General features: G+C 71.2%; 14 protein-coding genes. 9 read left to right on the top strand and 5 right to left on the bottom strand.

Annotation, left to right across the window (positions count from 1 at the left end; translation table 11 throughout):
* Window positions 1-14: 14 nt before the first annotated feature.
* Both O7614_RS09885 and O7614_RS09890 read right to left on the bottom strand, forming a co-directional pair.
* A complete protein-coding gene (locus O7614_RS09885; protein WP_278138162.1) occupies window positions 15-1,769 on the bottom strand; it encodes an ATP-binding protein in 1,755 nt (584 codons plus the stop codon).
* Between the two features lie 148 nt (window positions 1,770-1,917).
* Entirely contained in the window at window positions 1,918-2,664 is a 747-nt protein-coding gene (locus O7614_RS09890) for a pyrimidine reductase family protein (RefSeq protein WP_278138163.1), read from the bottom strand.
* A 150-nt stretch (window positions 2,665-2,814) separates the two neighbouring features.
* Between O7614_RS09890 and O7614_RS09895 the strand changes: the two genes are divergently transcribed.
* The 6 genes from O7614_RS09895 (at window position 2,815) to O7614_RS09920 (ending at window position 9,477) form a co-directional block, all read left to right on the top strand.
* Window positions 2,815-3,378 (top strand): plasmid pRiA4b ORF-3 family protein, encoded by a 564-nt coding sequence (locus O7614_RS09895; RefSeq protein WP_278138164.1) that lies wholly within the window; start codon window positions 2,815-2,817, stop codon window positions 3,376-3,378.
* Window positions 3,379-3,705: 327 nt separating this feature from the next.
* Window positions 3,706-4,995, top strand: a complete 1,290-nt coding sequence (locus O7614_RS09900) for an extracellular solute-binding protein (protein ID WP_278138165.1) — start codon at window positions 3,706-3,708, stop codon at window positions 4,993-4,995.
* A gap of 109 nt (window positions 4,996-5,104) precedes the next feature.
* Window positions 5,105-6,076: a sugar ABC transporter permease gene (locus O7614_RS09905; RefSeq protein ID WP_278138166.1), complete on the top strand. Its 972-nt coding sequence runs from the start codon at window positions 5,105-5,107 to the stop codon at window positions 6,074-6,076.
* Between the two features lie 10 nt (window positions 6,077-6,086).
* Window positions 6,087-6,929, top strand: a complete 843-nt coding sequence (locus O7614_RS09910; protein ID WP_278138167.1) for a carbohydrate ABC transporter permease — start codon at window positions 6,087-6,089, stop codon at window positions 6,927-6,929.
* Complete coding sequence (locus O7614_RS09915; RefSeq protein WP_278138168.1) at window positions 6,926-8,347, top strand: GH1 family beta-glucosidase; 1,422 nt, start codon at window positions 6,926-6,928, stop codon at window positions 8,345-8,347. Before O7614_RS09910 ends, O7614_RS09915 begins: the two co-directional genes overlap by 4 nt.
* A gap of 83 nt (window positions 8,348-8,430) precedes the next feature.
* A complete protein-coding gene (locus O7614_RS09920; RefSeq protein WP_278138169.1) occupies window positions 8,431-9,477 on the top strand; it encodes a LacI family DNA-binding transcriptional regulator in 1,047 nt (348 codons plus the stop codon).
* Between the two features lie 19 nt (window positions 9,478-9,496).
* Here the strand turns inward: O7614_RS09920 and O7614_RS09925 are convergent, their stop codons facing one another.
* The gene (locus O7614_RS09925; RefSeq protein WP_278138170.1) at window positions 9,497-10,708 is read right to left on the bottom strand and encodes an acyl-CoA dehydrogenase family protein; all 1,212 of its coding nucleotides are present in this window, start codon (window positions 10,706-10,708) and stop codon (window positions 9,497-9,499) included.
* Window positions 10,708-11,787: a phosphotransferase family protein gene (locus tag O7614_RS09930; RefSeq protein ID WP_278138171.1), complete on the bottom strand. Its 1,080-nt coding sequence runs from the start codon at window positions 11,785-11,787 to the stop codon at window positions 10,708-10,710. Before O7614_RS09930 ends, O7614_RS09925 begins: the two co-directional genes overlap by 1 nt.
* A gap of 150 nt (window positions 11,788-11,937) precedes the next feature.
* Here O7614_RS09930 and O7614_RS09935 point away from each other — a divergent pair, with 150 nt between their 5' ends.
* Together O7614_RS09935 and O7614_RS09940 are read left to right on the top strand one after the other, a co-directional pair.
* Entirely contained in the window at window positions 11,938-12,639 is a 702-nt protein-coding gene (locus O7614_RS09935; protein ID WP_278138172.1) for an amino acid-binding protein, read from the top strand.
* Window positions 12,640-12,728: 89 nt separating this feature from the next.
* Window positions 12,729-13,793 carry a GNAT family N-acetyltransferase gene (locus tag O7614_RS09940; protein ID WP_278138173.1) on the top strand — a complete coding sequence of 355 codons (1,065 nt, stop codon included), beginning with the start codon at window positions 12,729-12,731 and terminating at the stop codon, window positions 13,791-13,793.
* Between the two features lie 23 nt (window positions 13,794-13,816).
* On the opposite strand, the gene O7614_RS09945 is transcribed toward O7614_RS09940, so the two are convergent.
* Window positions 13,817-15,382, bottom strand: a complete 1,566-nt coding sequence (locus O7614_RS09945) for an aldehyde dehydrogenase family protein (RefSeq protein WP_278138174.1) — start codon at window positions 15,380-15,382, stop codon at window positions 13,817-13,819.
* Between the two features lie 439 nt (window positions 15,383-15,821).
* On the opposite strand from O7614_RS09945, the gene O7614_RS09950 reads away from it, so the two are divergent.
* Window positions 15,822-18,647, top strand: coding sequence for a glycoside hydrolase family 9 protein (locus O7614_RS09950; protein ID WP_347404396.1), 2,826 nt, complete (start codon window positions 15,822-15,824; stop codon window positions 18,645-18,647).
* The last annotated feature ends 114 nt before the right edge of the window (window positions 18,648-18,761 follow it).

Genomic DNA, 18,761 nt, shown 5'->3' on the forward strand with positions numbered 1-18,761 from the left:
TGCACCGGCCCTGCCTAGAACGGGATGTCGTCGTCGGTGCCGCCGCCGCCGGAGCCCACCACGGCGAACGGGTCGGCGGACTGGGTGATCGAGCGCAGCGTCTCCGATGGTGCCCGGCCCGCCTCGGAGACCCGGGTGGCCCAGGCCGGGAACGGGAACTCCAGGCAGAGCGGCACCGGGATGTCCGGCTGGTTGACGAACATGGTGCCCGGCTTGGCGAGCAACGCCCGCTGACGCTGCGCGGGCGGCAGGAAGCCGTACTCCGGGCGGGACGCCTCGGCCGGGTCGAGCCGGCCGACCACCCGGATCGCCGAGTTGGTGACGATCCGCCGTTCCACCTCGCTCGCCGTCTGCTGAGCGCCGATCAGGATCACCCCGAGCGAACGGCCCCGCTCGGCGATGTCGAGCAGCACCTCCTTGATCGGCGACGAGCCCTCCCGGGGGGCGTACTTGTTGAGCTCGTCCAGGACGACGAAGAGCAGCGGTTTCGCGGTGCCGGACTTCTCCTTGCGCTCGAACTCGCTCTTCAACGTCACACCGACCACGAACCGCTGCGCCCGGTCCGGAAGGTTGTGCAGGTCGACCACTGTGACCTGCGCGGACTCGCTGGTGTTGATCGAGTGCGGGCGGCGGGTCGCCAGGTCGCCACGGATCAGCCGGGCGAGGTCCTTCTTACTGCCGATCAGCCGCCGGGCGAACGCGTTGACGGTGCCCAGACCGACCGCGCTGCCCGCCCATTCGGAGCGGGTCTCGTCGTCGTTGAGCTGGTCGACGATGTGGTCCACCAGATCGCCGTAGGAGCCGAGCCGGACCCCGTCGATGCTCACCCCGCCGTCGGCCGGCTGGGCGTAACGGGCCAGGTGGGCGGCCACCGAGTGCACCACCATCGTGTACTGCTGGCGCTCGTCGTCGGCGTCGGCGAAGACGTACGGCAGCAGCCGGTCGGTGCAGAACTCGGCGAGCGTCCAGTAGAAACTGTCGACCCCGGTGAGCCGGCTGCTCACGTCGGGAGTGCCCGACGAGTCGCCGGGGCGCGGCGGGGCGTACACCCGCACGTCGGGGAACGCGCCGGCGCTCAGCCCCAGCTTCGCGTACGCGGCGCGGGTGGGCTCGTCCAGGCGGGTGTTGGGGTGGTCGAGGAAGAGCAGGTCCTCGCCCTTGACGTTGAAGATCAGCGCCTTGGCGTTGACCGCGTCGCCACCCAGCACCCCGGAGCGGAACACCGAGTAGAGCAGGAAGGTGGCGAAGCTGGTCTTGGTCGCCACACCGGAGATGCCCGAGATGGAGACGTGCGCGCCCCGGCTGCCGTCCAGGAAGTCGGCGTTGAGGTAGACCGGGACGCCGTCCCGGCCCATCCCCATCGGGATGCGCCGCTCCATCCGGTCGAAGTGCAGCGCGCGCGCCCGGGCGTCGCCCTCGGCCCGGTGCACCACCGCGCCCGGGGTCGGCGGAACGTACAGCTCCGGGTCGACGCGCGTGGTGGTCACCTCGGCCGCCTCCTGCACCTGCGCGGGCAGCGTGCCGTCGGCGATGGCGAACACGTCCGAGTCGAACTGGGCGCCCTCGTGCCGGGCGCGGACCTGGGTGACCACCCCGGCGATCGTGACCGGCTCCCGGTCCGGCAGCTCCCGCCGGGTGACCACCACGTCGTCGAGCTGGAGGTAGCTGCCGGGCGCCACTGCCGTCCAGAACTGCAGCGGGGTGGCGTCGGCGGTGCCCAGCACCCGCCCGACCGCCTCGCCCGGGCTGTCGAGGTCGGCGTCGGTCATCGGGCGAGGTGGGTCGGTCGGGCAGCACGGTCGGGAAGCATGCCCTGCATCCTGCCCGAGGAGTACGACAGGTCGCCACGCGACGCGGCGGACGACACGATGCTCCGTCACACCCGCGACGGTGGGTGCGCGACCGGGCGACGGCCCGTTACGGGCGGGCGTGGCGCAGCATGAGGACGCCGTCGTCGGCGGCGAGCACGTGGCGCAGCGGCAGGTGGCGGGGCGGGGCGGTGTCCCCTGCGGTGATCCGGCCCGGCCCGGGCCCGGCGAGCAGCGGCGAGACGGTAAGGCACAACTCGTCCACCAGGTCGGCGGCGGTGAGCGCGCCGAACAGGTGCGGGCCACCCTCGCAGAGCAGTTGGGTCAGCCCGCGCCCGTGCAGCGCGGCCAGGCCGGCGGCCAGGTCGACCCGGTCGGTGCCGCAGCGCAGCAGGTCGGCGACGTCGGTGAGGCCGGGCGGCGGGTCGGCGTCGCCGTGGGTGAGGACGACCGGGCGGGTCGGCGCGTCGGCGAAGGCGGCCTGCGCCGGGTCCAGGTCGAGGGAGCCGGAGACGACCACCAGCGTCGGGTACTCGGCCAGCCCGTTGGCGCGGCGCCAGGCGCGGCGGGTCTCGTTCAGGCGGACCGCCCGGTACCCCTCGTGGCGAAGCGTGCCGGCCGCCACCACGAGCGCGTCGCAGACCATCCGCAGCAGGCCGAACACCCGCTTGTCCGGCGCACCGGAGAGCCCGGCGGAGTAGCCGTCCACGGTGACCGCGCCGTCCAGGCTGGAGACGAAGTTGACCCGCAGTCGGGGCTGGTCGGAGCGACCGTAGAGGGCGGTCAACGCGGTGTCGTCGAGCGGCTGTGCGGTCGGCTCGGGCCAGAGCCGTCGGATCGGAATTCCGACGGTCATTCGCCGGCCGGACCGGTGACCGGAGGGGTCGGTTCGGCGGTACGGTGCTGACAGTCGCACCAGTTCCGGCCCGGGCAGTCGTCGTGTCGCCGGGCCCGGCACGCGCGGCAGATCATGCTCGCAGCCTAAGCCGCGGGAGGACAGGACAGCATGCCGCGTCAGATCTTCCAGCTGAAGATGTCCCTGGCCAGCGTCCGCCCGGTGGTGTGGCGTCGGGTGCTCGTGCCGGCCGGCTACACGCTGGACCGGCTGCACCGGGTGGTGCAGCACGCGATGGGCTGGCGGGACTGCCACCTGCACTCGTTCGAGATCGACGCGGTGCAGTACGGCGAGCCCGACCCGGACGGGGAGTTGGGGCTGCACGACGAGTTGGACGCGCGGTTGGACGCGGTGCTCGGCAAGGGCAGCCGGTTCTCCTACACGTACGACTTCGGCGACTGGTGGGAGCACGACCTGGTCGTGGAGGACGCGTTGACCGTCGACCCCGACGAGCGGTACCCGGTCTGTCGGGCCGGCGAGCGGGCCTGCCCGCCGGAGGGGATCGGCGGGCCGCCGGGCTACCGCGCGCTCCTGGTCGCCCTGGAGGACCGGGCCGCACCGGCCGATCTCGCCGACCCGCGGCTCGCGTTGCTGCGTGACTGGGCGGGCGCCACCTTCGACCCGTCCCGCTTCGACCCCGACCGCGCGACCACCCTCCTGCGCCGCTTCTGCTGACCCCACACTCCTGGCGTGCCTGGCACCGCCCGCCCTGTCGATCAAGAGATTTGCGTCAGCGGCACGGCGTTTTCTGACCGGAATCCTTGATCACCATGGGTTGAAGAGGTGGTCAGGGCGGGTGTGGGCTGGGACGGAAGGGGCTGCCGGGGCGTGCGGTAACGATCTGGGAACGCTCCCAACGCCCTATTGACACTCCCGTTACCCGCCGGCAATCTCATGGGAGCGCTCCCGGAGGTGGCATGGGTCACTCACGCATCCCCGGCCTGGCGCGATGAGCACCCCCCACCACACATCAGCCTCACCACCGGAAAGAGGGGTCAGCGAATGAGTGTCACCACGCGGCGTACCCGCCTGGCGGCCGCTGCCCTGGCCGCGATCACCGCAGTCAGTGGTCTCGCAGCCTGCGGCAACGACGACGACAAGCCGGCGGCCGGCGAGAAGCCGGCCAAGCTGGTCGTCGACACGTTCGGCGAGATGGGCTACGACGAGCTCGTCAAGCAGTACGAGAAGGACACCGGCATCAAGGTCGAGCTGCGCAAGACCGCGCAGCTCGGTGAGTACCGGCCGAAGCTGGTCCGCTACCTGGCCACCGGCAAGGGCGCGGCGGACGTCACCGCCCTGGAAGAGGGCATCCTCAACGAGTTCAAGCCCAACGCGCGCAACTGGGCCGACCTCGCGCCGCTGGTCGCCGACCACTCCAAGGAGTTCCTGCCCTGGAAGTGGGAGCTGGGCAAGGCGCCGGACGGCCGGCTGATCGGCCTGCCGACCGACGTCGGCAGCCTCGCCGTCTGCTACCGCAAGGACCTGTTCCAGGCGGCCGGCCTGCCCACCGAGCGCGACCAGGTGTCGGCGCTCTGGCCGGACTGGAAGGGCTTCCACGACGCCGGTCTGAAGTACAAGCAGGGCAGCGGCGGCAAGGCGTTCATCGACTCGATCACCGCCGTCTCCAACGGTGTGCTCTTCCAGGGCAACGGTGACCTGTTCTACGACAAGGAAGACAACATCATCGCGGACACCAGCCCCGCGGTGAAGAACGCCTGGGACACCGCCACCTCGATGGCGGACATCTCCGCCAAGGCGTCCACCTGGTCGCCGGAGTGGTCGGGTGGCTTCAAGCAGGGCACCTTCGCGGCCACCTTCTGCCCGTCCTGGATGCTCGGCATCGTCTCGGACAACTCCGGCCCGGCCAACAAGGGCAAGTGGGACGTCGCGGCCGTGCCGGGTGGCGGCGGTAACTGGGGTGGCTCGTGGCTGGCGGTTCCGGCGCAGAGCAAGTACCCGAAGGAGGCGGCGAAGCTCGCCGAGTACCTCACCAACGCCAAGAGCCAGGTGGAGGCCTTCAAGCTCAAGGGCCCGCTGCCGACCAACCTGGAGGCGCTGAAGGACGAGGCGTTCCTCAGCTACACCAACGAGTACTTCAGCAACGCGCCGACCGGCAAGATCTTCGGTGAGAGCGTCGCCAAGATCCAGCCGATCCACCTGGGTCCGAAGCACCAGGCCGTGAAGGAGAACGCGCTCGAGCCGGCTCTGCGGGCGTTCGAGAACGGGCAGGCCGACAAGGCGAAGGCCTGGGAGCAGTTCACGAAGGACGCAAAGACTCAGGGTGCCTTCTGAGTGATTCCCTGCCGGTGGCGTTCGGGGCTTCCCGGACGCCACCGGCCGGTCCCCTCCGCGTAGCACCCTGCGCGAGGGCCCCCGGGCCTCGCCGGAAAAGGAAATTCGCATGAGCCTGTCGGCCACGACGGCACGGCCGTCGCCAGCAGCACCGCCTCCTCCCGACGCCGCTCGGCAGCGTCGCCGGGGAAGGTTACTCAACCGCCTCGACGTCAAGTACTCGCCGTACCTCTACATCACCCCGTTCTTCCTGATCTTCGGCGTGTTCGGGCTGTACCCGATGCTGCGCACCGCCTGGATGTCCCTGCACGACTGGGACATGATCGGCGACCACACGTTCATCGGCTTCGACAACTACACCCGGCTGGTCTCCGACGAGTACTTCTGGAACGCGCTGGTCAACACGTTCGGCATCTTCGCCCTGTCGACCATCCCGCAGTTGTTGCTCGCCCTCTTCCTGGCGAACCTGCTCAACCGGAGCCTCCTGCGCGCCAAGACCTTCTTCCGGATGGCGATCTTCATGCCGAACGTGGTGTCGGTGGCCGCGGTCGCGATCGTCTTCGGGATGCTGTTCCAGCGGGAGTTCGGGCTGTTCAACTGGCTGCTCAGCTTCGTCGGTGTCGACCCGGTCGACTGGGACGGGCACCGGTGGAGTTCCTGGACGGCCATCTCCACCATGGTCAACTGGCGGTGGACCGGGTACAACACCCTGATCCTGCTCGCCGGCATGCAGGCGATCCCGAAGGACCTCTACGAGGCCGCGGAGATCGACGGCGCCAGTCCGTGGCGACAGTTCTGGCAGATCACCCTGCCCATGCTCAAGCCCACCTTCATCTTCGTGGTCATCCTGTCCACGATCGGCGGCATGCAGCTCTTCACCGAGCCCCTGCTCTTCGGCAACGGCAACATCATCGGCGGCAACCAGCGGGAGTTCCAGACGCTGGCCATGTACATGTACGAGATGGGCATCGTGAACCTGAACACCGCCGGCTACGGCGCCGCGGTCGCCTGGGCGATCTTCATGATCATCATCGTGGTGTCGCTGTTCAACTTCCTACTCGTCCGCCGCTCGGCGAAGTGAGGAGCGAGCGATGATCTCGGCTTCCCAGCGCCTGTGGCGCACCAGCCCGCTGACCTACATGGCGCTCGTCCTGGCAGCGCTGCTGTCGATCTACCCGTTCTACTACATGGTGGTGATCGGCACTCGCAGCCTGGACAACATCAACGACGTGCCGCCGCCGCTGACCCCCGGCGGCGCGTTCGGTGACAACTTCGGGCGGGTGCTCGACAACGACGCCGCCAACTTCCTCACCGGCATGATGAACTCGATCATCGTCTCCTCGGTGGTCACCGTCTCGGTGGTGCTCACCGGTTCGCTGGCCGGGTTCGCCTTCGCCAAACTGAAGTTCCGCGGCAGCAACGCCCTCCTGCTGGCGATCATCGTCACCATGATGATCCCGACCCAGATGGGGCTCATCCCGCTCTGGGGCATGATGCAGGACCTGGGGTGGTACGACACCCTCTACGCGGTCACCGTGCCCTTCCTGGTCACCGCCTTCGGCGTGTTCATGATGCGGCAGTACGCCAGCCAGGCGATCTCCGACGAGCTGATCGAGGCCGGCCGGGTCGACGGGGCCAGCACGTTCCGGATCTACTGGAGCATCGTGCTGCCCGCGCTGCGCCCCGCCGCCGGCGTCCTCGGACTGCTGACGTTCATGGAGACCTGGAACTCGTTCCTCTGGCCGTACGCCATCCTCACCCCGGAGAACCCGACCCTGCAGGTCTCGCTCTCCTTCCTCTCGTACGCCTACTACACCGACTACTCCCAGGTGTTCGCCGCCACGGCGATCGGCACCATCCCCCTGGTCATCGTGTTTCTCGTGTTCGGCCGCCAGATCATCGGCGGGATCATGGAAGGTGCCGTCAAGTCGTGAGCAACCCCGCCAGCCCTCCCGCCGTCGACGTCCTCGACGAGCGCCCCGGGCTGACCTTTCCACCCGGATTCCTCTGGGGGGCCGCGACGGCGGCGTACCAGATCGAGGGGGCGGCGGCCGTGGACGGCCGCACCCCGTCGATCTGGGACACCTTCAGCCACACCGACGGCCGGGTCGTCGCCAGGCACACCGGCGACGTGGCGTGCGACCACTACCACCGGCTCGGCGGCGACGTCGCGCTGATGGCCGAGCTGGGCCTCAAGTCGTACCGTTTCTCGGTCTCCTGGTCCCGGGTGCAGCCCGGCGGCGTCGGTGCGGCCAACCCGCAGGGCCTCGACTTCTACCGGCGACTGGTCGACGATCTGCTGGCCAACGGCATCGAGCCGTGGCTGACCCTCTACCACTGGGACCTGCCGCAGCCGCTGGAGGACGCCGGCGGTTGGCCGGCCCGGGACACCGCGGCCCGCTTCGCCGACTACACGACCCTGGTGGCCGACGCGCTCGGCGACCGGGTGCGCTATTGGACCACGCTCAACGAGCCGTGGTGCTCGGCGTTCCTCGGCTACGGGTCCGGCGTACACGCCCCCGGCCGTACCGACGGCGCGGACGCGGTGCGCGCCGGGCACCACCTGATGCTCGGTCACGGCCTGGCCGTGCAGGCGCTGCGGGCCTCCCGGCCGGGCGCCGAGGCGGGCGTGACGGTCAACCTCTATCCGGTCGACCCGGCCACCGACGCCCCAGCCGACGTGGACGCCGCCCGGCGCATCGACGGGCTGGCCAACCGGTTCTTCCTGGACCCGCTGCTGCGCGGGTCGTACCCGGAGGACCTGGTGGCCGACCTTGCCACGGTGACCGACTTCGACCACGTGCGCGACGGTGACCTGGCGACCATCTCCGCGCCGCTGGACCTGGTCGGGATCAACTACTACAGCCGGCACGTCGTCGCCGCGGCGGTCGAGGGCGAGCCGGCCGACCCGGCCCCCTCGTGCTGGCCGGGCAGCGAGGACGTCCGGTTCGTCACCCGGGGTGTTCCGGTCACCGACATGGGCTGGGAGATCGACGCCCCGGGCCTGCGCGAGACGCTGCGTCGGGTGCACAGCTACACCGACCTGCCGCTGTACGTCACCGAGAACGGCTCCGCGTTCGTCGACTCGGTCGTCGACGGGGAGGTCGACGACGTCGACCGGCTGGCCTACTTCGACGCCCACCTGCGCGCCGCGCACGAAGCAATCGACGACGGAGTGCCCCTGCGGGGATACTTCGCCTGGTCGTTGATGGATAATTTCGAATGGGCCTGGGGTTACACCAAGCGGTTCGGCATGATCCACGTCGACTACGACAGCCAGGTTCGCACCCCCAAGTCCAGCGCCAAGTGGTACGCCTCGGTGATCCGGCGCAACGGTCTGGCCGCACAATAGGCTCGGGCCAGCCATCAGGACGGGTCCCGGCGTCCACCTCCCGCAGGTGGCGCCGGGTCCGCCCGCCGTCGGAGGAGCACACCATGACAACGCAGCGCACCCGGTCGCTCGGGCGCCCGACCCTCGACGCGGTCGCGGCGCGTGCCGGCGTCGGCCGGGGCACGGTCTCCCGCGTCGTCAACGGCTCGCCCCAGGTCAGCCCGGAGGCCCGGGCCGCGGTCCAGCAGGCCATCGCCGAGCTGGGGTACGTGCCGAACCGGGCTGCCCGTGCGCTCGTCACCCAGCGCACCGACTCCGTCGCGCTGGTGGTGTCCGAGTCCGGCGACCGGGTCTTCACCGAACCGTTCTTCGCCTCGATCGTGCGGGGGATCAGCTCCGGGCTGCTGGAGACGCCGATGCAGCTCTGGCTGGCCATGGCGCAGTCGCCGGTCGAACGGGAGCGGGTCGAGCACCACCTGACCAACCAGCACGTCGACGGCGTACTGCTGCTGTCGTTGCACGACTCCGACCCGCTGCCGACGTTGCTGGAGGAGCGCGGGCTGCCCGCCGTGCTCGGCGGTCGGCCCGCCCGGATGCTGCAACCGGGCGCACAGCCGGCGTGGTTCGTCGACGTGGACAACGTTGGCGGGGCCCGGCAGGCGGTGGAGTACCTGACCGGGTTGGGGCGCCGGCGCATCGCCACCATCGCCGGGCCGCAGGACATGGGCGCCGGCCTGGCCCGCCTGGCCGGCTACACCGAGGCGGTCAAGGCCACCGGGGCCGGGGTCAACCCCGACCTGATCGCGTACGGCGACTTCAGCGAGGGCAGCGGCACCGCCGGCATGCGCCGACTGTTGGACGTCTGCCCGGACCTGGACGCGGTCTTCGTCGCGTCCGACCTCATGGCGTTCGGCGCGCTGCGTACCCTGCGCGAGGCCGGCCGGCGCGTGCCCGAGGACGTCGCGGTGATCGGCTTCGACGACGCGACGATCGCCCTCCAGTCGGACCCGCCGCTGACCACTGTCTTCCAGCCGGTGGAGGAGATGGGCCGACAGATGGCACGCCTGCTGGTCGCCCGGATCCGCGGCGAGGAGCTGGCCGCCCCGCACATCCTCCTGGACACCCAACTGGTCCACCGCGCCTCCGCGTGACCCCCACCCCCGGGTGGGGTCACGGGGTCCAGCGGCGGAGTTCGCGCTTGGCGAGGGAGTTGCGGTGGACCTCGTCCGGGCCGTCGGCCAGGCGCAGGGTCCGGGTCTGTGCCCAGAGGGCAGCCAGTGGGGTGTCCTGGCTGACGCCGGCGCCGCCGTACCCCTGGATTGCCTTGTCGATCACCCACTCCGCCATCGCCGGAGTGCCGATCTTGATGGCCTGGATCTCGGTGTGTGCGCCCTTGTTGCCGACGGTGTCCATCAGCCAGGCCGTCTTGAGCACCAGCAGCCGGGCCTGTTCGATGCGTACCCGGGACTCGGCGATCCACTCCCGGACCACGCCCTGCTCGGCGAGCGGCCGGCCGAACGCTATCCGCTCGTTGGCCCGGCGGCAGAGCAGTTCGAGGGCGCGCTCGGCCATGCCGATCAACCGCATGCAGTGGTGGATCCGGCCGGGCCCCAGCCGGGCCTGGGCGATGGCGAAGCCGGTGCCCTCGGCACCGATCAGGTTCTCCGCGGGCACCCGGACGTCGGTGAAGTCGATCTCGGCGTGGCCGCCGTGCGAGCCGTCGGTGTAGCCGAAGACGGTCATGCCCCGGCGGAGGACCACTCCCGGCGTGTCCCGGGGGACCAGGACCATGCTCTGCTGGCGGTGCCGGTCGGCCGACGGGTCGGTCTTGCCCATCACGATGAAGATCTCGCAGCGCGGGTCCATCGCGCCGGACGACCACCACTTGCGCCCGTTGATCACGTACTCGTCGCCGTCGCGGGTGATCCGGGTGGCGATGTTGGTGGCGTCGGAGGACGCGACGTCCGGCTCCGTCATGCAGAACGCGGAGCGGATCTCACCCTCCAGCAGCGGCATCAGCCAGCGCTCCTGCTGCGCCTGCGACCCGAACTCGGCCAGTAACTCCATGTTGCCGGTGTCCGGTGCCGCGCAGTTGACCGCCTCGGGAGCCAGGTGCGGGCTGCGCCCGGTCAGCTCGGCGAGGGGGGCGTACTGCAGGTTGGTCAGGCCGGCGCCGTAGCGCGGATCGGGGAGGAACAGGTTCCACAGGCCGCGCTTGCGGGCCTCCGCCTTCAGTTCCGCCAACACCGGGGTACGCGACCACGGGTCACCGGCGGCCACCTGCTCGGCGTGCACGGGCTCGGCTGGGTAGACGTGCTCGGTCAGGAACCGGGTCAGCTCGTCGCGCAGCTCCTCGGTCCGGCTGTCGTATGAGAAGTCCATCACCGCTCCCTGGCGGCGGTCAGCCCGTGCGCGACCAGCGGTGCCACCATCTCGCCGATCCGGTCGAAGCCCTCGCCGAGCGTCTGCCCGAGCGTGTGCCGGTAGTGGATGCCCTCGCAGATGACCGCGAGTTTGAAACAGCCCAGCGCCACGTGCCAGTGCAGCGGCCCGACGTCCACGTCGCTGCGCCCGGCGTACCTGTCGATCAGCTCGCCGCCGGTGGGGAAGCCGGCGCGCGGGCCGAGCCCGTCGGCGACCGGGTTGCCCGCAGCGGTCTCGCTGCCGCCCAGCACGTCCCAGTACGTCAGCAGCAGCCCCAGGTCGGCGAGGGGGTCGCCGAGGGTGGCCATCTCCCAGTCGAGGACCGCGTGCACGGCGACCGGGTCGGCCGAGGCGAGGAGGTTGTCGAGCCGGTAGTCGCCGTGCACGATCCGGCCGGCGTTCGCGCCTTCCGGGGCGGTCGCCGCGAGCAGGTCACGCAGCTCGTCGATGCCGGGCAGGTCGCGGCTGCGCGAGCGGTCGAGCTGCCCGGCCCAGCGGCGCACCTGCCGGGCGAGGTAGCCCTCGGGGCGGCCGAAGTCAGCCAACCCGACGGTGGACGGCTCGACGCTGTGCAGCGCGGCGAGCGTGTCCATCATCGCCATGGCGAGGGCCCGGCGGCGCTCGTCGCCCAGCGGGTCGGTCTGCGCGCGGGTGCGGAACACCTCGCCGGGCATCCGTTCCATCAGGTAGAACGGCGCGCCGATCACCTCGGGGTCGGTGCAGAGCAGCAGCGCGCCGGGGACCGGCACCTCGGTCGGTGCGAGGGCCGAGATGACCCGGAACTCGCGGGCCATGTCGTGCGCGGTCGCCAGCACGTGCCCGAGCGGGGGGCGGCGCAGCACGACCTCGCGGTCGCCGAGGCGCAGCAGGTAGGTGAGGTTTGACTTGCCGCCCGCGATCAGGTGTGCTCGCAGCGGCCCGGCGGCCAGCTCGGGGCGGTGCGCCGTCAGGTAGTCGCCGAGTCGGTCCAGCGCCAGCCCGGCGGGGGAGGTGGGAACGGCCTCCGGCCGCGACGCATCGACGGCCCGATCGCTCATCCGACTAGTTGATGGCAGCCCGCTCACGTTGTCAAGGTCGGAATTTCCGCTCGGGACATGCCTCTGCAACAGGGACGAAATGGTCAACCACCAGGCTGGGAGCAGCCTGCCGGCCGCTTCTTCGCCGGCCCGCCGAGCGGAGGGACAGACATGTTGCTGCGAGTTCGGGTCACCCTGCCGGACCGTCCGGGCACCCTCGGTCAGGTCGCCCGCACCTTGGGCGTCTCCGGGGCGGACATCGTCCAGGTGGTGGTCCTCGAACGGCTCGGCGGGCGCGCGGTGGACGACTTCACGGTGGTCTGGCCGGGCGCGGCCCGGGTGGAGCGGCTGCTGGCTGGCCTGGCCGCGATCCCGGGCGTGCGGGTGGACGGCGTGTGGCGGGCGATCGGCGCGCCCACCACCACCGGTCAGGACGCGGAGTTGCTGGCGCAGGTCGCGGCCAACCCGGCCGACGGGCTCGCCACCCTCGTCGACGCGGTGCCCGGGCTGCTGGCGGCCGACTGGGCCGTCGCCGCCGTGGTGCCTGTCGACTGGGCCTCGCGGACCGGGGGCGGCGGGGCGACAGTGGGGCACGCGAGCTGGCGTACCCCGGTGCCCTTGCGGTTGCCGGAGGTGACCCCGCTGCGCGGTCGGTCGGTGACCACGCCCGACGGCACCCACCACGCGATCGCGCCGTTCGGCCGGGCGGGCCTGGTGCTGGTGGTGGCCCGCGAGCACACCGAGACCCTCTCCGCCGCCGCGTTCCACAGCACCGAGGTGGACCGGCTCAGCCAGCTCGTCCGGGCCAGCACGGTGATCCTCGGTGACCGGCTCGACCTGGTCGGCGCGCCCCCGGTGGTTGCCGGCCCCTGAACGGCCCAGGAGTTCCCGGCTCGACACCGCCGAGCAATCGAGCGGCAACAGGCGGGGGTGAGGCTCTTAGGTGGGGAAGGGAGCCAACCATGACGTTGTGGCGGATCCGAGCGACGGTGGACGACCGGCCGGGTTACCTGTCGGTGCTCACGGCGAGCCTCGCGCTGCGCGGGGTCAACATCCTCACCGTGCAGGTACAGCCCACCGAGCAGGGTGCGGTGGACGACTTCCTGGTCGACGCGCCGGACGCGCTCGACGAGGCCGAGCTGATCGCCGCCGTCGAGCGGGGTCGGGGCCGGGACTGCTGGGTGGCGCGCAGCGAGGCGCGCGGCCTGGCCGACCAGCCCACCCGAGTGCTCGGGCTGGCCAACCGGCTGGTGCATGACCCGGACGCGACGGGCGAGGCGCTGCGGACGCTGCTCGGCGCCGACTCGGTCACCTGGCGGCCGGCGTCGGTCGGCGTCGACCGGGGGATCATCGGCACGAGCATGTCGCTGGCGGACCCGGCGGGCGGTTCGTTCGCCCTGCGCCGGGCCGCGCCCGCGTTCACCCCGGCGGAGTACGCGCGGGCGCAGGCCCTGGTCGAGTTGGCCGCCACAGTGGTTCGTCGGGCCGCCGAGCAGCTCACCCTGGTGTTGCCCGACGGTGCCGAGGTGGCCGTGCGACAGGCGTGCGCCGACGACCTGCCCGGCGTACGGGAGCTGCACGAGGCGTGTTCGCCGCGCAGCCGGCAGCGGCGATACCTGGGTGGGGCGGCGCTGCCGCAGCCGGCTCGCCTGCGTCGGTTGCTGGAGCCGAGTCGAGGGCTGACGCTGATCGCCGGCGCCGTCGGTTCTGACGGCACGGCCGAGTCCGTGGTCGCCATGGCGAACCTGCTCGGCGAGGGCGACGAGGCCGAGGTGGCGCTGCTGGTGCGCGACGACTGGCAGCGGCGCGGGGTCGGGTCGGCGTTGCTGCGCCGGTTGGTCAAGCACGCCGACGAGGCGGGATATGCCGCGCTGGTGCTGCACGTCCAGGCCGAGAACACCCCGATGCTGCGTACCCTGCGCCGGTTGGGCCGGCCCGAGTCGATCGAGCGCGACGGTGCGTTACTCACAGTGACCCTCTCGCTCGCCCCGCAGAGGAAGGGCTCCCTGCTGACGCCGAGGGGGTAGCAGGGGCCCTTCCGCGCATCGGGTCAGGTCGCGGGGTAGCTGTTGTAGTCGGGGAAGTTGCCGTAGAGCCGACCGGCTCCGCCGACGGTGACGGCTTGGACGAGGAGGTCCCCGCCGACGAACGCGCCCTTCCAGGAGGCGCCCCGACCGCCGAACGGTTCGTCCCGGTCACCCCGTGACCTCGGCTTGTTGATGCCCACCTTGAAGGCCTGCAGGTCCACCGCGAGCTTGCCGGCCTCCTCGGTGTCGTCGCAGGCCAGCGATGCCACCAGCGCACCGTTGGAAGCGTTCATCGCGGCCAGCAGCTCGTCGGTGGTGTCCACCACGACGATCGTGTCGACCGGCCCGAACGGCTCGGCGTGCATCAGCCGCGATCGGCCGGGCGGGGCGAGCAGCACCGACGGCGCCACGTACGCCGAGGTGTCCTGCCCGGGCAGGAACGGGGCGCCGGTGAGCTTGCCCCGGTGCAGGGGCACCGCGCCGCCGCGTACCGCCTCGTCGACCTTGCGGTGCAGCTCGTCGGCCTTGGCCGCGCTGATCAGTGGCCCGAAGTCCAGCTCGGGCAGCGGGTCGCCGGCCGCCCAGTCGTCGCCGACGGCGAGCGGGTGACCGAAGCGGACCGAGCGGACGACCGGCAGGTACATGTCGAGGAACTCGTCGACCAGGTCGCGTTGCACCACGAACCGGGGGTACGCGGTGCAACGCTGCTTGCCGTACTCGAAGCCCTTCTTCAGGTGCGCGGCGAGCACGTCCCACTGGGAGAAGTTCCAGATGCCCCAGGCGTTGAGGCCCTCCTGCTCGATGAAGTGCCGCTTGTCGCTGTCGAGCAGTGCGGCGGCGACCTTGCCGCCGTTGGAGCGACCGCCGACGAAGGCGACGGCACCGATCTCGGGCGCCCGGACCAGCACCTCGGACAGCTCCTCGCCACCGCCGCTGACGAGGGTGGCGGGCAGACCGGCGCGGCGCAGCAACGCGTGCGCGACGGTCAGACAGACCGCGCCGCCCTGGGACGGGGTCTTGGCGATGACGGCGTTGCCGGCCAGCAGTTGCACCAGCTCGGCGTGCACCAGGACGCTCATCGGGTAGTTCCACGACGCGATGTTGCTGACCGGTCCGGGCAGCGGCTCGCGGCCGCCGGCGAGCATCCGGTCGATCTCGCCCGCGTACCAGCGGACGCCGTCGAGCGCCCGGTCCACGTCGGCGCAGGCCAGCCGCCAGGGCTTGCCGATCTCCCAGACCAGCAGCAGGGCGAGCAGGTCGCGGTGGGCGGTGAGGGAATCCAGTGCCTCACCGACGCGGGCCTTGCGCTCGGCGAGCGGGGTCCGGGCCCATTCCCGGTGTGCGGCGGCGGCGTGCCTGACCGCGGCGCGGGCGGTGTCGGCGTCGAGCCGGGGCAGGTTGACGACGACGGTGTTGTCCACCGGGGTGTGGACCGGGGCCGGCTGGCCGACCGCCCGCCACTCACCCTCGACCAGGTTGTGCAGAGTGGTGACACCGTCCACCTCGGTGCCGAACGCTTCCGGCGTGGCGGCCACCGCGCGGGCCAGGACCTCGGACCAGGCGGTGCCGTCGGCGAGTCTTAATGCCATCGCTTCTCCTCAGGGTCGACCGGGAACGGCGGCGTCGATGGCACCGCAGATATCCGTACTGTCTCGCGCCCAGTAGCAGGTCGGCAACGGTGTGTCCGCTTTTCTGGGGTGGTCGACCCGGGGGCCTGGGGAGTCCGAGACCGCTTCCCGGGCCCTGCGTGTCGACGGTCGTCGGCGACGGGTGACGGCGGGTCCACGTGCTGGCTCTTCACAAGGCGGCACCTGGGCGGCTACATTGACGCTCATCTGTGGGAGCGCTCCCGAGGCGCGTCCCGGCTCCACCACCACTGCCGCCGGGCACCCGAAACACCCGAAGCCGTCCCGCATCGGTCGGGCTGCCCGGCGGCGCCACCGACAGGAGTCCGCGATGTCCTACCCGCAACGGATCCGCCGGAGGTCTGCCGCGCAGCCGGTGCGAGACCAACCCTGGCCGCGGCGGATGCTGGCCGCCGGAGCGGCAGTGCTCACCGGTCTGTCCCTCGTGGTCACCGGGCCGACGTCGTCGCCCGCCTCAGCCGCGCCGGCGACGTACAACTACGCCGAGGCGTTGCAGAAGTCGCTGCTCTTCTACGAGGCGCAGCAGTCCGGCGAACTGCCGGACTGGAACCGGGTCTCCTGGCGTGGCGACAGCGCGCTCACCGACGGCGCCAGCGCGGGTCTGGACCTCACCGGCGGCTGGTACGACGCCGGTGACCACGTCAAGTTCGGCTTCCCGATGGCGTTCAGCGCCACGATGCTCGCGTGGGGCGCGGTGGAGTACCGCAGCGGCTACGCCGCGTCCGGGCAACTGCCGCACCTGCTCAACAACCTGCGCTTCGTCAACGACTACTTCATCAAGGCGCATCCGTCGGCGAACGTCCTCTACGGGCAGGTCGGCAAGGGCGACGACGACCACAAGTGGTGGGGTCCGGCCGAGGTGATGCCGATGGCGCGGCCCGCGTACAAGATCGATGCGAGCTGTGGCGGCGCGGACCTGGCGGGGGAGACGGCCGCCGCGATGGCCGCCTCCTCGATGGTGTTCCGGCCCACCGACGCCGCCTACGCGGACAAGCTGCTCGGGCACGCCCGGCAGCTCTACACCTTCGCGGACACGGTGCGGAAGTCCTACCACGAGTGCATCACCGACGCTACCAGCTTCTACCGCTCCTGGAGCGGCTGGCAGGACGAACTGGTCTGGGCCGCGATCTGGCTGCACCGGGCCACCGGCGAGGCCAGCTACCTGGCCAAGGCCGAGAGCGAGTACGACAAGCTCGGCACCGAGAACCAGTCCACCACCCGCTCCTACAAGTGGACCATCGCCTGGGACAACAAGCAGTTCGGCGCGTACGTGCTGCTGGCGAACCTGACCGGCAAGCAGAAGTACGTCGACGACGCCAACCGGTGGCTGGACTACTGGACCGTCGGGGTGAACGGGCAGCGGGTGCCGTACTCACCCGGCGGGATGGCGGTGCTCGACTCCTGGGGTGCGCTGCGCTACGCCGCCAACACCTCGTTCGCCGCGCTGGTCTACAGCGACAAGACCACCGACACGACCCGCAAGGCGCGGTACCACGACTTCGCCGTCCGGCAGATCAACTACGCCCTCGGCGACAACCCGCGCAACTCCAGCTACGTGATCGGGTTCGGGGCCAACTCGCCGAAGAACCCGCACCACCGCACCGCGCACGGCTCCTGGTGGGACAGCCAGACCGTGCCCGTCGAGACCAGGCACACCCTCTACGGCGCGCTGGTCGGCGGACCGTCGTCGGCCAACGACGCGTACAGCGACAGCCGGTCGGACTACGTGATGAACGAGGTGGCCACCGACTACAACGCCGGCTTCACCTCCGCGCTGGTCCGGCTGGTCTCCGAGTACGGAGGCACGCCGCTGGCGAACTTCCCGGTCGCGGAGACGCCGGACATCGACGAGCTGACCGTGGAGACCACTGTGACGCAGGCCGAACCTCGGGCCACCGGGCTCAAGGTGATGGTCTACAACAAGTCGGCGTTCCCGGCCCGGGCGCTCACCGACGGGAAGTTCCGGTACTACTTCCGGCCCGACGGCACCGGTCCGGTGCAGGTCACCGCCGGCTACACCCAGGGCTGCCCGTCCCCGACGACGGCCAAGCAGTACAGCGGGGACATCTGGTACGTCGAGGTGGACTGCACCGGGTACACCATCGCCCCGGCCGGTCAGTCGCAGCACCGGATGGAGGTCCAGTTCAAGGTGGGCGTGCCGGAGGGTGGCACCTGGGACCCGACCAACGACCCGTCGTACCAGGCCACCGCCGGGCCCAACCGGAAGGTGCCGCTCTACTCCGGCACCACCCGCGTCTGGGGCGACGAGCCGGGGCCGGTCGTGCCGGACACCGCAGCGCCGACCGTCCCGGGCACCCCGGTGGCGTCCGCCCTCGGACCCCGCACCGTCACGCTGACCTGGGCGCCGTCCACCGACAGCGGCGGCAGTGGCCTCGCCGGCTACGACGTCCGCGAAGTCCAGGTCAACAGCGATACGGTAGTGGTCCGGCCGGTCACCGGCACGACGTTGACCATCACGACGCTGCTGCCGGCGACGTCGTACGAGTACACGGTCGTGGCTCGCGACGGCGCGGGCAACACCTCGGCCGCCTCGCCGAAGCTCACCATCACCACGCCCCCGGCCGGCACCGCCGACACCACCGCGCCGAGCACGCCCGGCACGCCGGTCGCCTCGGCCGTCACCGCCACCGGGCTCACCCTGGCCTGGACCCCGTCCACCGACAACGTCGGCGTCACCGGTTACCGGGTCTACCGCGAGGCCGGCACCACCGACGCGTTGGTCGGCTCGCCGACCGGCACCACCCAGGCGGTGTCCGGGCTGACCGCCTCCACGGCGTACCAGTTCTACGTGGTGGCAGTGGACGCGGCCGGCAACACCTCCGCGGCGTCCGCGCCGGTCGGGGTGACCACCGCGGCCCCGCCGGTCGGCGGTGCCTGCTCGGTGGGGTACGCCACGACCGACTGGAACACCGGCTTCACCGCCACCGTCACGATCACCAACACCGGCACCACCGCGATCAACGGCTGGACGCTGCGGTTCAGCTTCGCGGCTGGGCAGACCGTCAGTCAGGGTTGGTCGGCGACCGTCAGCCAGAGCGGCACGGCGGTCACCGCCACGAACCTGTCCTACAACGGTGCGCTCGCGCCCGGCGCGTCGGTGAGCTTCGGCTTCAACGGCGCGCACAGCGGCACCAACCCGAAACCGACGGCCTTCACGGTGAACAACGCCACCTGCACCATCGTCTGACCGGCGGTGCGGGCCGCGCAGCCAGCGCGGCCCGCAAGATCCGCGCAACATCACCGAAACTGCTGCCTCCGCGCATGGGGAGGCAGCAGTTTCCCCGACGTTGCGCGGATCCTG

It is taken from the genome of Micromonospora sp. WMMD961 (assembly GCF_029626145.1).
Classification (GTDB): domain Bacteria; phylum Actinomycetota; class Actinomycetes; order Mycobacteriales; family Micromonosporaceae; genus Micromonospora.

What these genes read in the sequence shown, in the direction of transcription:
- O7614_RS09885 (WP_278138162.1), bottom strand. Translation starts at nt 1,769, where the DNA reads ATGACCGACGCCGACCTCGACAGCCCGGGCGAGGCGGTCGGGCGGGTG.
- O7614_RS09890 (WP_278138163.1), bottom strand. Translation starts at nt 2,664, where the DNA reads ATGACCGTCGGAATTCCGATCCGACGGCTCTGGCCCGAGCCGACCGCA.
- O7614_RS09895 (WP_278138164.1), top strand. Translation starts at nt 2,815, where the DNA reads ATGCCGCGTCAGATCTTCCAGCTGAAGATGTCCCTGGCCAGCGTCCGC.
- O7614_RS09900 (WP_278138165.1), top strand. Translation starts at nt 3,706, where the DNA reads ATGAGTGTCACCACGCGGCGTACCCGCCTGGCGGCCGCTGCCCTGGCC.
- O7614_RS09905 (WP_278138166.1), top strand. Translation starts at nt 5,105, where the DNA reads ATGAGCCTGTCGGCCACGACGGCACGGCCGTCGCCAGCAGCACCGCCT.
- O7614_RS09910 (WP_278138167.1), top strand. Translation starts at nt 6,087, where the DNA reads ATGATCTCGGCTTCCCAGCGCCTGTGGCGCACCAGCCCGCTGACCTAC.
- O7614_RS09920 (WP_278138169.1), top strand. Translation starts at nt 8,431, where the DNA reads ATGACAACGCAGCGCACCCGGTCGCTCGGGCGCCCGACCCTCGACGCG.
- O7614_RS09925 (WP_278138170.1), bottom strand. Translation starts at nt 10,708, where the DNA reads ATGGACTTCTCATACGACAGCCGGACCGAGGAGCTGCGCGACGAGCTG.
- O7614_RS09930 (WP_278138171.1), bottom strand. Translation starts at nt 11,787, where the DNA reads ATGAGCGATCGGGCCGTCGATGCGTCGCGGCCGGAGGCCGTTCCCACC.
- O7614_RS09935 (WP_278138172.1), top strand. Translation starts at nt 11,938, where the DNA reads ATGTTGCTGCGAGTTCGGGTCACCCTGCCGGACCGTCCGGGCACCCTC.
- O7614_RS09940 (WP_278138173.1), top strand. Translation starts at nt 12,729, where the DNA reads ATGACGTTGTGGCGGATCCGAGCGACGGTGGACGACCGGCCGGGTTAC.
- O7614_RS09945 (WP_278138174.1), bottom strand. Translation starts at nt 15,382, where the DNA reads ATGGCATTAAGACTCGCCGACGGCACCGCCTGGTCCGAGGTCCTGGCC.
- O7614_RS09950 (WP_347404396.1), top strand. Translation starts at nt 15,822, where the DNA reads ATGCTGGCCGCCGGAGCGGCAGTGCTCACCGGTCTGTCCCTCGTGGTC.